This is a genomic window from Enterococcus sp. CR-Ec1, from assembly GCF_002850555.1.
Taxonomy (GTDB): domain Bacteria; phylum Bacillota; class Bacilli; order Lactobacillales; family Enterococcaceae; genus Enterococcus_D; species Enterococcus_D entomosocium.
In genome coordinates, this window is sequence record NZ_CP025223.1 from 2,965,541 (window position 1) to 2,979,296 (window position 13,756).

The window sequence follows — 13,756 nt, forward strand, 5'->3', positions numbered from 1 at the left end:
ATTACGCCTCCTTGTCAGAATAAATAACTATTCGTTCTTTAATTAAATTGAGCAATTCAGATTGAGTGATTATATTATCGTTTAAAATGGAACTTTTAATAGCATCTTCACAAACACGGATTAATTCTGCTTGACTTAATGAAAGAGACTTAGTTATTAATTCATCTGATGGTTTAAATCCTTTTTGAAAAACAGATAATTTATACTCATATATTTTCCTTATTTCACCTTCAGAAGGAGTTTTATAATGTAGCACATCATCAAATCTTCTAAATAAAGCTTGGTCTAATAAATGATGATTATTAGTTGCAGCAATAATAATGCTGTCAGAAGAATCTTGTTCAATAAATTGTAGAAAAGAGTTCAATATTCTCCTCATTTCACCAACTTCATTATCAAGGCTTCTATCCGATCCAATTGCATCAAATTCGTCAAAGAAATAAACTCCAATATTATTCTCAACCGATTCAAATATCTGGCGTAATTTAGTACTCGTTTCACCCATGAACTTTGTAACTAATTTATCAATTTGAACAGAGTATAACGGAAGATTTAATTCAGATGCAATAACAGATGCAGTGAACGTCTTACCTGTTCCAGGAGGACCCTCAATTAATATTTTTCTACGATTGTCCATTCCAAATTGCTTTAACTTATTACTATTTTTATACTCAGATAGAATTCTCAGGATTCTTTCATGAATTTCATCAGAAACAATTAAGTCATGTAGCTTTTGATTTGGTAAGGACATTTGTAACATGGGATTACTTTGAGTTATTGGTATAATACTAGCTCTAGAAATACGTGGTTTATCAATTAACTTTTTTAGATCTTGAGCAAGATTCACATGGTTTTTCTTTGCTTCATATGCAGCTATTTGTAATACAACCGTTTTAAATTTTTCATCATTTCCATCTAGATGAGCTTTTATTAAACTTTTTATTTGGTCTGCAGTAGCCATAAAAACACCTCCCACGTGTCGTACTTATAATAAGCCTTATTTTAATTGTATTCTCCATAAAACATAAAGTCAATCTATACATTTTATCTATAAACTTGAATTAAATAATTCTGATTAATCATAGAATATACTCTAGCTTACAATCAGTCTTTTTCCAGTAGATGTTTTTATCTCCCATTCCTAGCTAAAAAAAATAATTTTTAATAATACTTTTTAAATGATGATTTTTCTCTTTAAAAAATGTATGTGCTCAACCCTACATACATCAAGCTTTCTAGCCAAAAATCTCTGGTAGAATTCTCTGGTAGAAAACACCAAAAAAGCGACAATTTCGTCGCTTTTGGTAGAATTTTGGAAAACTGGCAGTAAAAACGATGGCTTATTCTCCTGAATTTTTGTTGATTTAACGCGTTTTCACTGAGTTTTCCAATCATCGGCGATACATCTTCAATTCCAAGAACAAATCATTATAGATGCCAAGATACTCAGCACCTAAGTTTTCATAGACTTCGAGGTGTTCCATCAATTCATCGGATGGGTAGAATTGTTCGTCTTCGGTGATCTCGTCTGGCAGTAAGGCCATGGCTTCTTGGTTAGGTGTGGAATAGCCGATGTATTCTGCGTTTTGTGCAGCATTCTCGGGTTCTAGCATAAAGTTCAAGAAGGCGTAAGCACCGGCTTCGTTTTGTGAGGTCTTAGGAATGACCATATTATCAAACCACAGGTTGGAGCCTTCCGAAGGGATCACATAATGAATGTGTTCGTTTTCGTACATCATGTCGGCTGCTTCCCCAGAAAATGTGACCGCAACCGATGCTTCTTCATTGGCCATGTACATCTTGATTTCATCTGCGACGATGGCTTTGATGTTTGGGGTCATGGTCCGCAGCTTATTGAATGCCTCTTGCAGCTGATCATCGTCTTTGCTGTTTAGAGAATAGCCTAAGCTGTCCAAACCTAATCCCATTACTTCACGCGCGCCATCGATCAGCATGATGCTGTTTGCTAATTCGGGTTTCCAAAGATCGTCCCATTGGGTGATCTCACCTTCATCAAAGAATTTATCGTTATAGACGATCCCCAGTGTTCCCCAGAAATAAGGGATCGAATATTGATTGCCCGGATCAAAACTCAGGTCTAAAAAGCGAGGGTCGATATTGTCTAGCCCTTTGATTTTGCTGTGATCCAATGGTTTTAAAAGATTTTGTTCCATCATTTTCTCAATCATGTATTCACTCGGTATGGCGATGTCATAGGACGTACCGCCTTGTTGGATCTTCGTGAACATCGCTTCATTTGAGTCAAAGGTTTCATAATTGACTTTGTAGCCAGTCTCTTCTTCAAACTTACTGATCAAATCAGGGTCGATGTAGTCGCCCCAGTTGTAGATGTTGACGACCTCAGCACCTGCCATACCAGAGGTGCGTTCCAATTCACGGACACCAAAGAGCAAGATCAGGACGATCGCAACAATACCGATAATCAGAGATTGTAGTCGTTTCATCGCAGATTTGCCACCTCCACACGGCGGTTTTTACGTAATTTCTTCGAGCCGTTTTCTTTACTGATAAAGTAATAGCCTACCACCAGAATCATGGAGAATAAGAAGACAAGTGTGCTTAATGCATTGATTTCTAAACTGATTCCTTGACGTGCTCTAGAATAGATCTCTACTGATAAGGTACTAAAGCCATTGCCCGTCACAAAGAATGTCACGGCAAAATCATCAAGTGAATAAGTAAAGGCCATGAAATAGCCGGCGATGATGCCCGGTGTCAAGAAAGGCAAAATGATATTTTTGATGACTTGAAAATTATTCGCGCCTAAATCACGGGCAGCATCGATCATTGAATCGTTCATCTCTTGCAATTTCGGCAAGACCATCAATACCACGATCGGGATACTAAAGGCGATATGCGAAAGCAACACGCTGAAAAAGCCTAAGCTAAACCCACGGAACAAGTTGCCGATCATCGTAAAGAAAATCAAGAAACTGGCGCCAATGATGACATCTGGTGAAACCAGCAAAATATTATTCAAACTCAACAAGGCCGTTCTCGTTCGGCGCTTGCGGGTATAGTAGATGCCCATCGCACCAAATGTGCCAATGATCGTTGCCAGTAATGCTGATAAAAATGCCAGCATAAAGGTGTTCAACACGATGATCATCAAGCGGGTATCTTGAAAGACGGATTGGTAATGTTCAAAAGTGAAACCCGTAAAAGCATTCATGGTGCCTCCTTCATTGAAGGAATAGAAAATCAAATAAAAGATCGGCACGTACAAAAGAATAAAGACGACGATCAGATAAAGATTCGACCAGCGAAATTTTTTCATTTACGTTGCCCTCCTTTTTTCTTTTCTCCCGTAAACAACATCACGAGGAACATGGCGATGATCAAAATGACGCCGATGGTCGAACCCATGCCCCAATTTTGGGTAACGAGAAAGTGCTGCTCGATCGCCGTACCAAGCGTGATCACGCGATTGCCCCCAATCAAACGGGTCAACATGAAGAGGGAGAGCGATGGAATGAAGACGGCTTGGACGCCGCTTTTTACCCCGTTTAACGAAAGAGGGAAAATCACTCGTCGGAAAGTATCATAGCTGTTTGCCCCTAGATCGCGACTGGCACTGATCAAAGAGGGATTCATTTCTTCTAAGGCATTAAAAATCGGCATGATCATAAAGGGCAGTTCGATATAGACGGCAACCGTCAAAAAGCTGAAGTCAGTAAACAAAATCTGCTTTGGTCCAACCCCCATGATTTCTAGGAAGTTGTTGACACTGCCATGAATGCCGAAAATCCCAATAAACGCATAGGCTTTTAACAATAAGTTGACCCACGTTGGTAAGATGATCAACAGCAGCCACAAATCTTTGTGGCGCAGCTTAGTTAAGAAATACGCTGTCGGGTAGCTGATCACTAAGGTAATCAAGGTGATCAAAAAGGCATACCAAACCGAGTTTAAGGTCATGATCAAATATTTTCCCGAACCTAAGTAGCTTTGATAATTGACCAGCGAAAAGTTGCCGTTCATATCAAAAAAAGATTGGTAGATGATCAATAAGACTGGTGCAATAACAAATAGCAATAACCAAAAGACATAGGGTATCGCATAAAAACGACGCATTTTCGTCATTAGCTTTCCCTCCTAATCTTCGTAGCTCTCTAAACGAGCATCAAAATCTTCTTCGGACTCATTGAAACGCATGACGTGGATGTCTTCTGGTTCAAAGGAAAGACCGATCTTGCTTCCTTCAGTGGCTTTTCTTGTAGAGTGAACCATCCACTCGTTGCCTTGTTCGTCGTAACAAATGATCTCGTAATGCACGCCTCGGAACAATTGCGTGTCTACTTCAACGACCAGCTTGCCTTTTTCCGCCGTCGTCAAATTCAAATCTTCTGGACGGATCACGATCTCAACGGCTTCATTCGGCCGCATCCCGCCATCGACACATTCAAATTGCTTGCCGACAAATTCCACTAAGTTGTCTTCGATCATCGTACCTGTGACGATGTTGCTTTCACCGACAAAATCCGCCACAAAATGGTTGATTGGTTCATCGTAGATATCCACCGGTGTGCCGCTTTGGACGATCTTCCCTTTGTTCATAACGAAAATCTCATCACTCATCGCCAACGCTTCTTCTTGGTCATGGGTGACAAAAATAAAGGTGATGCCTAGTCGCTGCTGCAATTCCCGCAGTTCGTATTGCATGTCAGTTCGCAATTTCAAATCCAATGCGGACAATGGTTCATCAAGAAGCAATACTTTGGGTTCATTGACGATCGCTCGTGCGATTGCGACCCGTTGGCGTTGTCCTCCAGACATTTCGCTGATTTCACGATTCTCATAACCAGGAAGCTGCACTAGCCGCAACGCTTCTAAGACTTTTTTATTCACTTCATCTTTTGGTAATTTTTTGATTCGCAGACCAAATGCCACATTTTCAAAAACGTTCATATGTGGGAATAAGGCGTAATCTTGAAAGACAGTATTCACTTGCCGTTGATTGGCAGGAACGTCATTGATTCTTTGTCCATCAAAATAAACGTCGCCTTCTGTTGCGTCCGAAAAACCCGCAATGATGCGTAAGATGGTTGTTTTTCCACAACCTGAAGGACCTAACAATGTATAAAAGCGACCTTCTTCAATATCAAAACTCACTTTTTTCAAAACTGTTTCATCATCATCAAATCGCTTCACCACATTGTTGAATGAAATTATTGTTTTTCCCACACTCTTTCCTCCTGTACTATAAATAAGAATCTGTCACGACTACAAGCACACGGCTTTTTTTGCCCGCAATATTTTTTAATTGATGCGGCTCAGTCGCCTGATAATAAATCGATTGGCCTTTACGAGCCTTGTACTGCGTTTCTCCTAACGACAACGCCACACTGCCCTCTAAGACATAGATAAATGTTTCTGCTAACGATGGTTCAAAGGTCTTGTATTCGCCCGCTTTATCAAAGGTCAGCAAGACTGGCTCCATTTCTTTTTCATTGGAATCGGGAATCAGCCACTTCAATTCATAGCCATTTTCTTCATCATAATAAAGCGTGCTGTCTTCTTCGCGATAAACCACTTGATGCTGCGCATTTTCTTCTCGGAAAAATTCCTCTGGTGTCACGCCTAAAACTTCTAAGATCGTAAAAAAAGTTTCCATAGAAGGCGAACTCAAATCACGCTCCAACTGTGAGATATAGCCTTTCGTCAAATCGGTCCGCTCGCCTAATTCTTCTTGGGTCAAATTCTTTTGAACGCGCAAATTGCGCAGCTTCTCGCCAATCTCCATGTTCATTCCCCCTTTGATTGACACAACTTCAAATAAAAAAGTTTGCTATAAGTAAACTTCATGTTTAATTTCACTTTTTCTAGTATACAAATAATTGCAAAAAACACAAGCCTTTTTTCTTCATTTTTTTGAAATCTTTTCTCTCTGATCAAAAAAAGGAGTGACGCTAAACGCTTGTATTATAAAGGAAAGGAGTGGCGGTCCCGTCATTTTCGCTTTTCAAAGGTTTAAAAGAACAACTTCTATTTTAACGAAGAAAAGGTAGATTTAATAATGATCTGTTTTTGCTGATTTTTTGATAAGAAGACCTACCTTTTCTTGCTTCGCTGGTTAAAAAAATAAAACTTATGGTATTATGAGTACAAACCATCAAAGGAGTGTCTGAAATGACGAATTTCTCTACCTTTCGTGTCATGAATGAACCAAATTTTACTGCTTCACTCACAACTGCAACCCTTGACGAGCTGCCAGCAGGCGATGTGCTTGTCCGTGTTGATTACTCAGATGTCAATTACAAAGATGCCTTGGCAGCAAAAGAAAATGGCGGCGTGATCCGCACGTATCCGATGACGCCGGGAATCGATTTAGCAGGGGAAGTCGTGGACAGTCAGTCTGCTGATTTTGCCCCAGGCGACCAAGTCTTAGTGACAGGTTATGGCTTAGGGGTTTCTCACCCAGGCGGTTACAGTCAATTTCAACGGGTCCCAGCCGAGTGGCTCGTGAAACGTTCTGCTGGTTTTTCAGCAAAAGACAGTATGACCTATGGCACGGCTGGGTTCACAGCAGCTTTAGCGGTGCAAGAATTAGAACAGCTGCACTTAGCAAAAGACGCTGCTATTTTGGTGACAGGTGCTAGCGGTGGCGTCGGCAGTGTCAGCATTGCTTTATTGAAAAAACTGGGCTATACAAATATAGTGGCGCTATCTCGGAAAACCGATGCGCAATGGTTGTTGGACCTAGGCGCAGCGAAAATCGTCCGTCCGGATGAAGTGGTACCCGAAAAGGTCAAACCATTAGCAAAACAATCGTTTGCAGCGGTCATCGATACTGTTGGCGGTCCATTGCTTGCGGCAGTGCTTCCGCAAATCGCTTATGGGGGCGGTGCCTTCTTATGCGGCAATGCTGGTGGGATCAAAATCGAAACGACTGTCTTACCCTTTATTTTGCGTGGGATTCGCGTAATTGGGATCGATTCGGTCAATGTTTCCCATGAGATCCGCTCGGCATTATGGGAGAAATTAGCGGGTGAGTGGAATGTGATCGATCAGCTTTACACGAAAGCCATCACTTTGGAAGACTTGCCAGAAACATTGGCAGCTTTATTAGCTGGTACGCACCAAGGACGGACGATCGTTGAGGTGTCACAAGCGCAATGAGAATTTTGATTACGGCTGGCGGTACTTCCGAAAAAATCGATGATGTCCGTGCAATCACGAATCATTCCACGGGCTCACTTGGTCAAGCCATTGCCAAGGAATGGCTGCAATACCCTGAGGTGGCCATCGATTACGTTACGACGAAAACTGCCAAACAACCGCCGACCGATCCACGCGTTACCTGTCATTTCATTGAAGGGACCACGGACTTATTGACGCAGTTGACCGATTTATTGACGACCCATTCGTATGCTGCTGTGATCCACAGTATGGCAGTCAGTGATTTCACCCCTGCTGCTCATTTTTCAGAAGCAGCGTTTTATGAAGCAATCAACGATGCCCTACCAGCTTATGACAACCAGGTCACTCCGGCATTGATGGCACACGTGCTCTCACAATCTGAATCAACGGCAGGCAAAGTTTCTTCCAATACTGATCATTTGTTTTTAGTGTTGAAGAAAACCCCGAAAGTGATCCAAACCATCAAAGCATTACAGCCGACAACCTTATTAGTCGGATTCAAATTATTAGTAGACGTAGCGGAAGCCGAGTTGTTTGCGGTCGCACGAAAAAGTCTGCTGGCTAGCCAAGCGGATTATGTGTTGGCCAACGACTTGACGCAAATTTCTGGAAACCAGCATGTCGGACACCTTTTGACACAAGAAGGACAAATCGGGACTGGCCGCACAAAAGCTGAGATCGCAACCTTGATCGTTGACACATTACGCAATGACCTGCGTGCTTAGCTAGATGTTTTTTAGAAAAGGAGAAAGAAACATGAAACAAAAACACGTTCTGCTTGGCGTCAGCGGCAGTATCTCTGCATACAAAGCAGCCGACCTAACCAATGAATTAACCAAAAAGGGCTATGCAGTGGATGTCTTAATGACTCAAAATAGCACACAATTTATTACGCCTTTGACTCTACAGTCATTATCCAAACGCCCGATCCATGTGGATGTTATGCAAGAGCGCCAACCAGATCGGATCAATCATATTGAACTAGCCAAACAAGCCGATCTTTTCTTGCTCGCCCCAGCCAGTGCTAACAGTATTGGCAAGCTGGCGCATGGGTTAGCCGATGATTTGATCTCAACAGTTGCCTTAGCGTTGCCGTTATCCGTGCCCCGCTTGATTGCACCAGCCATGAATACCGTCATGTACGAAAACCCGATTGTTCAAAGAAATTTGGGGATTTTGAAAGAAGTCGGCTTTCAAGAGATTGAACCCCGTGAAGCGTTACTGGCTTGCGGTGATTTCGGCAGAGGCGCATTAGCAGCAACAGAAACGATTCTCGAAAAAGCATTGACTGCTTTGGAAGTACGGAGTGTCTAACAATGAAAAAAATATCAACTTTTGAACTTGTCTTAACAGCTTTCTTTTTAGGAATCTTGATTCTTTTAGCATCGGTACCCTTTCTTGGATTTATTCCCTTAGGACCAATCAATGCGACAACGATGCACATTCCTGTCATCATTGCTTCCATTGTATTGGGCCCTCGGATCGGCGGCTTTTTAGGCGGTGCCTTTGGGATCATCAGTATGGTACGTTCGACGTGGATCATCACCCCTCTTTCTTTTGTCTTCTCTCCTTTCGTACCGATTTATGGGAGTGATCAAGGAAGTTGGAAAGCGATCCTCGTAGCGCTGATTCCCCGTATTTTGATTGGTGTCGTTCCTTATTTTGTTTATAAAGGCTGTCAAAAAATCTGGAAAAACAAACAGCAAAGTCTTTCGCTACTGATTGCTGGTGTTGCCGGAGGTTTGACGAATACGATCCTGGTAATGAACTTAATCTACTTCTTGTTCCAGCAAGAATATGCGGAGGTTGTGGGAAAAGCCGGCAATGCTGTTTACGCAGCGATTTTGGGTGTGATCTTCGCCCAAGGCGTGCCTGAAGCCATTGTAGCGGGAATCGCCACGATGGCAGTTGGAACCGTTCTTTTGCGCTTAGTCATGAACCGCAAAAAAAATCGAATCTAAAAAATAGCGACCGCCTAAAGTTAGCTTTTTGGCTAACTTAGGCGGTCGCTTCCCTTTTGAGTGACTCATAAACTTTGTGTCATCTGGAGTGCTTCGACAAGCTCTTGATACTGCTCTTGGGTCAAATACTCTTCATAAAATGTCAGATAATCATCGATATCTGCTTGGGTCAAATAAGGCAGCTCTTGCTTGATTTGCAGTAGCAGTTCCTCGAACTCCTCATCCGTCAGCATATAAGAAGACCAATCATCGGCTTCATCATAGCTATCCCAGTACTCATCATCATAATCATTCTCATACCCATCGTCATAGCTGTCATCCCAGCCATAATCATAGGGAGAAAACAATTCTTCTGGGTCAATCAATTCTTCCGCTGTGGGGATCGCAACGGCAGTATCACTTTTCTTTCCTGTAAAAGTCACCGTAGCTCCGATAGTCGTTTGCAGCTCATCCGCTTGCACGAAGTGAAAAGCCATTTTCTGCTGATTTGTTTTCGTATTGACGGTCATAGCTAAGTCAAACTGCTCGACTTCTTCCAGCATCGTTTCTAATTCGGCGACTTGCTTTTGATCGGCACCGTGTTCTTGGGCATAGGTTGCATAATCTGCCAATTCTTCTTTGGTAAACGTATGGCTGATCGTATCTCCATCTCTTTTGAAAGCATCCGGTTCGAAGGTTTTCAAATAGTCTGCAAACGTCTCATTATGAAAAAGACTGTTCATGGTAAAGAGGTTTTCAGGCGCTTTTTCTGCTTCGGTTGTCTCCTCGTCGTCCTCTGCAAAAGTTCCTTCAAAGTAAGAATCTAAGGTTTCTTGATCGATGCGCAGGTACTTGCCCTCATATTCCCCAGCGTCTGGTGTTGTTCCATAACTGTCATCACCAAATGCGCTGATATACCCTTGCAGTGTTTCATAGATTTCAGCTGACACATACGCTTCTTGTTTTTCAGGATCGACGATCAGCTTGATCGGCAGCTCCTGCCCCCCATAAGCGACTGCCAGATTGAGTAAAATCGCTTTGGTTTCCTTGTCTTGGACGAAGTCCCCTTTAAATGACGAGCCGACTAACTGTGACATCAACATAGAGGCATACCTATCGGCTTCTTGACCGTATTCGCTGCTGTTGCCTATCTCAAAGGTATCGATCGTCGCTTGGAATTCACCAGCATTCGTTGCTTGCTGATTCGTCAACTGTTCGGCAAACTGTTCTTGCGGTAATTTCGTACAGCCACCGAAAAGAAAGGCGAACCCAACAAACAAAATGATGCGTCCCCACTTTTTCATCCTGCTCACTCCTTTTCGTTTATTGTACCGAAGACTGCGAAAGCTTACAATCCTAAGCTCTTTTTATTAGCTCTCATGAAAAAAAGATTGCCCCGCGGGACAATCTTTTCGCTAATCTATTCTTCGCCGATGATTCGGACTTCTGTTTCTAAGGTGACATCAAAAGTTTCTTTGATGACTTGTTGGATATGAGCGATCAGTTCAACGTAATCCGTGGCTGTCGCTTGATCGACATTCACGATAAAGCCCGCATGTTTTTCCGAAATTTGGGCACCGCCCCATTTCAATCCTTGTAAGCCTGCATCTTGGATCAGCTTGCCGGTAAAATGACCGACTGGGCGTTTGAAGACACTCCCACAAGAGGGGTATTCTAGCGGTTGCTTCAATTGCCGCAATTCTGTCAGTTCATCCATTCGCTTTTTGATTTGCTCTTGATCGCCTTTTGCTAGATCAAAGCGACTGCTCAAAATGATCATCTTTTGCTCTTGCAATTTGCTATGCCGATAAGCAAATTCCATTTCTTCCTTGGTATATGTCACGATTTGACCATCAGCCAGCAAAACGTCGCAGGACGCAAAGACATCTTGGATCTCGCCATCATAGGCGCCTGCATTCATAAAGACGGCACCGCCGACACTGCCGGGAATCCCGCAGGCAAATTCAAAACCAGTCAAGGATTCATGCAAAGCGACATAGGTCGTATCGATCAACTTTGCTCCAGCATCGACGATCAAAGAAGTGCCGTCTACAACGATTTGGTTCATTTCCGACAGCATGATCACCACGCCACGAATACCACCATCACGGACGATCAAGTTGCTGGCGTTTCCTAAGACGATCCAAGGAATCGCTTGTTCTCGGCAATAATCAAGCAGCTGTTTAGCCTCTTCTGCTGTTTTGGGAAAAGCCAAAATGTCTGCCGGTCCACCAGTTTTTGTATACGTATAGTTCAATAAGGGTTCATCTTTTAATAAGGCAATTTCAGGGAATTGCGCAATCATCAAGTCTTTATTCACGAGAAGGTTTCCTTTCACAATAAACATCTCACTTATTTTAGCATGTTCAAGGAAAAGTTGCTACCTCTGGTGAATCAAAGAAAAGCTTAATAATCGAATGACCTGATTAATAAAGAGTAAACTTCAAAAAAAGTGTTTTGTTATTTCAGATAATCGTTCTTTCATCTCCGTAGTGACTTTATCGACTACTTCTAAGTTGCTGCGATGCAAGAGGTCCACACTGCGAATATGCTGACAAAGAATCGTCCCTTGAACTTTACTCTTTTGTGTTTCGGTAACTGTTTGAAACGCATTCGATCGAGCGAATTTTTCTTCTACATATTTTTTTGAGCTACTGATTGGCATCACTAAGACGGTATTGAAACTCTTGTTATAATAATCATTACTAACCACCACACACAGTCTTTTTTTTGCCATTTCATTTCCTTTGGTGGGATTTAAGTCAATAAAAAGAATATCTCCTTGTCTTACCATTCAATATTCTCCTCACCTAAATCTTCTCCAAAAAACATCTCACCTGTATCAAATTTCCCCGTTTCTTCTACGATCGCTAATTCTTGTTTCCAAAAATCTTCAAAGGAAGGTGCTGCTTTTTCGCCTGTTACCTTGATCTCGCCTTCTGGAGTAAATTCAAAAATTACTCGCTGATTCTCTTTTAAGCCTAACTTTTGCCGCACACTTTTTGGAATAGTTATTTGATTTTTCGAAGTCATTTTCGCTGAAACTTGCGCTTTGATCGTCATGTGAACTGCCCCCTTTTCAAAATGATTGTAACATAGAACGTAAGGAAAAGTAAGGATTTATTAATCCTTTTTCGTACCACAAACGAATTTTCTCTAGCATCCAAATTTAATCCTCATTCTTCCTCCTTGTTTTCCTTATTCCGCTCACTTGCTTTGCGCTTCTGGCTTTTTTAGGTAAAATGGGAGGCGTAGTGGAAAATAAGGAGGAGTCTTAATGAAATTTATTTCTTGGAATGTGAATGGTTTACGGGCCATCGTTAAAAAAAATTTTTCTGAAGTGTTTGAAGCCCTCGATGCTGATTTCTTTTGTTTACAAGAAACAAAGCTGCAAGAAGGTCAGATCGAATTGGATTTACCAGGCTATCATCAATACTGGAATTATGCGGAGAAGAAAGGCTATTCTGGCACGGCGATTTTCGCAAAAGAACCTGCACTATCCGTCCGTTATGGATTAGGAATCGAAGAACATGATACGGAAGGTCGCGTCATCACGCTGGAGTATCCTGAATTTTTCTTGATTACTTGCTACACACCGAATTCCCAAAATGAATTGTGCCGCTTGGATTATCGCATGACTTGGGAAGATGCCTTTTTGGCTTACTTGACTGAATTGAAACAACAAAAGCCAGTGATTCTCTGTGGTGATTTGAATGTTGCCCATAAAAATATCGATATCAAAAACTGGAAAACCAATCAAAAAAGTGCTGGGTTTACACCTGAAGAACGGGAAAAGTTTTCAACTCTTTTGGCTGCTGGCTTTACCGATACGTTCCGTTATTTCTATCCAGATGCAGAAGGCATTTATTCTTGGTGGAGCTACCGTTTCAACGCTCGCAAAAACAATGCCGGCTGGCGCATCGATTACTTTGTCGTTTCGGATGACTTAAATGAGCGCTTGCTAGACGCCAAGATCCATACAGATATCATCGGCAGTGACCATTGTCCGGTGGAACTGGATCTCAACTAACCGTAGGAAAACTTCAGTTTTTCTTAACGTTTGTTCGCTTTTCATTCTTTGATTTTGTGCTAGAATGGCAATGAGGTGAGTCTGATGAATTTTATCGCAATGGACTTTGAAACAGCAAATTATCAAAAGCATAGTGCCTGTTCCCTTGCACTAGTCATGGTACAAGACAGCAAAATCGTGGGCGAATATTACACATTGATCCAACCGGAAACGGAATTTTTTTGGAAAAACATTCAAATTCATGGCATCCGTCCAGAAGATGTGCAAGAAGCGCCTAAGTTTCCTGACGTATGGAAACAAATCCAACAATATTATCAATTAAACAGTCTGATCGTTGCGCATAATGCTGGTTTTGATACCGGCGTTTTGGCGGGGTGTCTTGACTATTATGGGTTGTCACAACCAAACTATCTTTCCTTGTGCACGGTACGAACAAGCCGCAAACTGTATCCAGAATTTACGAACCACAAATTAAATACGGTTTGTGAGCAATTGCAGATTCCTTTACTAAACCACCATGATGCCTTGGAAGATAGCCGGGCATGTGCCCAAATCTTATTGCGTCAAGAAGAAGAATTTGGCATCGATCCATTAAAAAAATTGGTTTTAGTCAAATAAATAAGAA

16 protein-coding genes are annotated in these 13,756 nt (G+C 41.9%); 6 read left to right on the forward strand and 10 right to left on the reverse strand.

Features of this window, described 5'->3' with window-relative positions; translation table 11 throughout:
* Position 1 precedes the first annotated feature (1 nt).
* The 6 genes from CXM95_RS14135 to CXM95_RS14160 form a co-directional block, all read right to left on the reverse strand.
* Positions 2-961, reverse strand: a complete 960-nt coding sequence (locus CXM95_RS14135; protein WP_101699298.1) for an AAA family ATPase — start codon at positions 959-961, stop codon at positions 2-4.
* A 430-nt stretch (positions 962-1,391) separates the two neighbouring features.
* On the reverse strand, positions 1,392-2,465 hold the full coding sequence (locus CXM95_RS14140) for an ABC transporter substrate-binding protein (RefSeq protein WP_101699299.1): 1,074 nt from the start codon (positions 2,463-2,465) through the stop codon (positions 1,392-1,394).
* The gene (locus tag CXM95_RS14145) at positions 2,462-3,298 is read right to left on the reverse strand and encodes an ABC transporter permease (protein WP_087664696.1); all 837 of its coding nucleotides are present in this window, start codon (positions 3,296-3,298) and stop codon (positions 2,462-2,464) included. The genes CXM95_RS14140 and CXM95_RS14145 overlap by 4 nt, the downstream gene beginning before the upstream one ends.
* Entirely contained in the window at positions 3,295-4,104 is an 810-nt protein-coding gene (locus CXM95_RS14150) for an ABC transporter permease (protein WP_005234157.1), read from the reverse strand. Before CXM95_RS14150 ends, CXM95_RS14145 begins: the two co-directional genes overlap by 4 nt.
* A gap of 12 nt (positions 4,105-4,116) precedes the next feature.
* Positions 4,117-5,205 (reverse strand): ABC transporter ATP-binding protein, encoded by a 1,089-nt coding sequence (locus CXM95_RS14155; protein WP_005228533.1) that lies wholly within the window; start codon positions 5,203-5,205, stop codon positions 4,117-4,119.
* 16 nt (positions 5,206-5,221) lie between these two features.
* Positions 5,222-5,764 carry a helix-turn-helix domain-containing protein gene (locus tag CXM95_RS14160; RefSeq protein ID WP_008380724.1) on the reverse strand — a complete coding sequence of 181 codons (543 nt, stop codon included), beginning with the start codon at positions 5,762-5,764 and terminating at the stop codon, positions 5,222-5,224.
* A 386-nt stretch (positions 5,765-6,150) separates the two neighbouring features.
* On the opposite strand from CXM95_RS14160, the gene CXM95_RS14165 reads away from it, so the two are divergent.
* The 4 genes from CXM95_RS14165 to CXM95_RS14180 are packed head-to-tail and all read left to right on the forward strand — an operon-like array spanning position 6,151 to position 9,122.
* Positions 6,151-7,140 (forward strand): acrylyl-CoA reductase family protein, encoded by a 990-nt coding sequence (locus CXM95_RS14165; RefSeq protein ID WP_101699300.1) that lies wholly within the window; start codon positions 6,151-6,153, stop codon positions 7,138-7,140.
* On the forward strand, positions 7,137-7,886 hold the full coding sequence (gene coaB / locus CXM95_RS14170; protein ID WP_087664694.1) for a phosphopantothenate--cysteine ligase: 750 nt from the start codon (positions 7,137-7,139) through the stop codon (positions 7,884-7,886). The genes CXM95_RS14165 and coaB overlap by 4 nt, the downstream gene beginning before the upstream one ends.
* A 31-nt stretch (positions 7,887-7,917) precedes the next feature.
* Entirely contained in the window at positions 7,918-8,475 is a 558-nt protein-coding gene (gene coaC / locus CXM95_RS14175) for a phosphopantothenoylcysteine decarboxylase (RefSeq protein ID WP_008380717.1), read from the forward strand.
* Positions 8,476-8,477: 2 nt separating this feature from the next.
* Entirely contained in the window at positions 8,478-9,122 is a 645-nt protein-coding gene (locus tag CXM95_RS14180; RefSeq protein WP_005228527.1) for an ECF transporter S component, read from the forward strand.
* Between the two features lie 65 nt (positions 9,123-9,187).
* On the opposite strand, the gene CXM95_RS14185 is transcribed toward CXM95_RS14180, so the two are convergent.
* The 4 genes from CXM95_RS14185 to CXM95_RS14200 all read right to left on the reverse strand — a co-directional run bounded on the left by CXM95_RS14185 (position 9,188) and on the right by CXM95_RS14200 (position 12,164).
* Positions 9,188-10,405, reverse strand: a complete 1,218-nt coding sequence (locus tag CXM95_RS14185) for a hypothetical protein (RefSeq protein ID WP_101699301.1) — start codon at positions 10,403-10,405, stop codon at positions 9,188-9,190.
* A 116-nt stretch (positions 10,406-10,521) separates the two neighbouring features.
* Positions 10,522-11,406, reverse strand: coding sequence for a UDP-N-acetylmuramate dehydrogenase (gene murB / locus CXM95_RS14190; RefSeq protein ID WP_375137363.1), 885 nt, complete (start codon positions 11,404-11,406; stop codon positions 10,522-10,524).
* Positions 11,407-11,544: 138 nt separating this feature from the next.
* Positions 11,545-11,895: a type II toxin-antitoxin system PemK/MazF family toxin gene (locus CXM95_RS14195; protein WP_005234146.1), complete on the reverse strand. Its 351-nt coding sequence runs from the start codon at positions 11,893-11,895 to the stop codon at positions 11,545-11,547.
* Positions 11,889-12,164 carry an AbrB/MazE/SpoVT family DNA-binding domain-containing protein gene (locus CXM95_RS14200; RefSeq protein WP_005234145.1) on the reverse strand — a complete coding sequence of 92 codons (276 nt, stop codon included), beginning with the start codon at positions 12,162-12,164 and terminating at the stop codon, positions 11,889-11,891. Before CXM95_RS14200 ends, CXM95_RS14195 begins: the two co-directional genes overlap by 7 nt.
* Positions 12,165-12,378: 214 nt before the next feature.
* Between CXM95_RS14200 and CXM95_RS14205 the strand changes: the two genes are divergently transcribed.
* Together CXM95_RS14205 and CXM95_RS14210 are read left to right on the forward strand one after the other, a co-directional pair.
* Positions 12,379-13,131, forward strand: a complete 753-nt coding sequence (locus CXM95_RS14205; RefSeq protein WP_101699302.1) for an exodeoxyribonuclease III — start codon at positions 12,379-12,381, stop codon at positions 13,129-13,131.
* 84 nt (positions 13,132-13,215) lie between these two features.
* Positions 13,216-13,749, forward strand: coding sequence for a 3'-5' exonuclease (locus CXM95_RS14210; protein WP_010749886.1), 534 nt, complete (start codon positions 13,216-13,218; stop codon positions 13,747-13,749).
* The last annotated feature ends 7 nt before the right edge of the window (positions 13,750-13,756 follow it).

Bases quoted from the DNA above. Each gene is read 5' to 3' on its own strand.
- CXM95_RS14135 (WP_101699298.1), bottom strand. From the start codon at position 961: ATGGCTACTGCAGACCAAATAAAAAGTTTAATAAAAGCTCATCTAGAT.
- CXM95_RS14140 (WP_101699299.1), bottom strand. From the start codon at position 2,465: ATGAAACGACTACAATCTCTGATTATCGGTATTGTTGCGATCGTCCTG.
- CXM95_RS14145 (WP_087664696.1), bottom strand. From the start codon at position 3,298: ATGAAAAAATTTCGCTGGTCGAATCTTTATCTGATCGTCGTCTTTATT.
- CXM95_RS14150 (WP_005234157.1), bottom strand. From the start codon at position 4,104: ATGACGAAAATGCGTCGTTTTTATGCGATACCCTATGTCTTTTGGTTA.
- CXM95_RS14160 (WP_008380724.1), bottom strand. From the start codon at position 5,764: ATGGAGATTGGCGAGAAGCTGCGCAATTTGCGCGTTCAAAAGAATTTG.
- CXM95_RS14165 (WP_101699300.1), top strand. From the start codon at position 6,151: ATGACGAATTTCTCTACCTTTCGTGTCATGAATGAACCAAATTTTACT.
- coaB (WP_087664694.1), top strand. From the start codon at position 7,137: ATGAGAATTTTGATTACGGCTGGCGGTACTTCCGAAAAAATCGATGAT.
- coaC (WP_008380717.1), top strand. From the start codon at position 7,918: ATGAAACAAAAACACGTTCTGCTTGGCGTCAGCGGCAGTATCTCTGCA.
- CXM95_RS14180 (WP_005228527.1), top strand. From the start codon at position 8,478: ATGAAAAAAATATCAACTTTTGAACTTGTCTTAACAGCTTTCTTTTTA.
- CXM95_RS14185 (WP_101699301.1), bottom strand. From the start codon at position 10,405: ATGAAAAAGTGGGGACGCATCATTTTGTTTGTTGGGTTCGCCTTTCTT.
- murB (WP_375137363.1), bottom strand. From the start codon at position 11,406: ATGATTGCGCAATTCCCTGAAATTGCCTTATTAAAAGATGAACCCTTA.
- CXM95_RS14195 (WP_005234146.1), bottom strand. From the start codon at position 11,895: ATGGTAAGACAAGGAGATATTCTTTTTATTGACTTAAATCCCACCAAA.
- CXM95_RS14200 (WP_005234145.1), bottom strand. From the start codon at position 12,164: ATGACGATCAAAGCGCAAGTTTCAGCGAAAATGACTTCGAAAAATCAA.
- CXM95_RS14205 (WP_101699302.1), top strand. From the start codon at position 12,379: ATGAAATTTATTTCTTGGAATGTGAATGGTTTACGGGCCATCGTTAAA.
- CXM95_RS14210 (WP_010749886.1), top strand. From the start codon at position 13,216: ATGAATTTTATCGCAATGGACTTTGAAACAGCAAATTATCAAAAGCAT.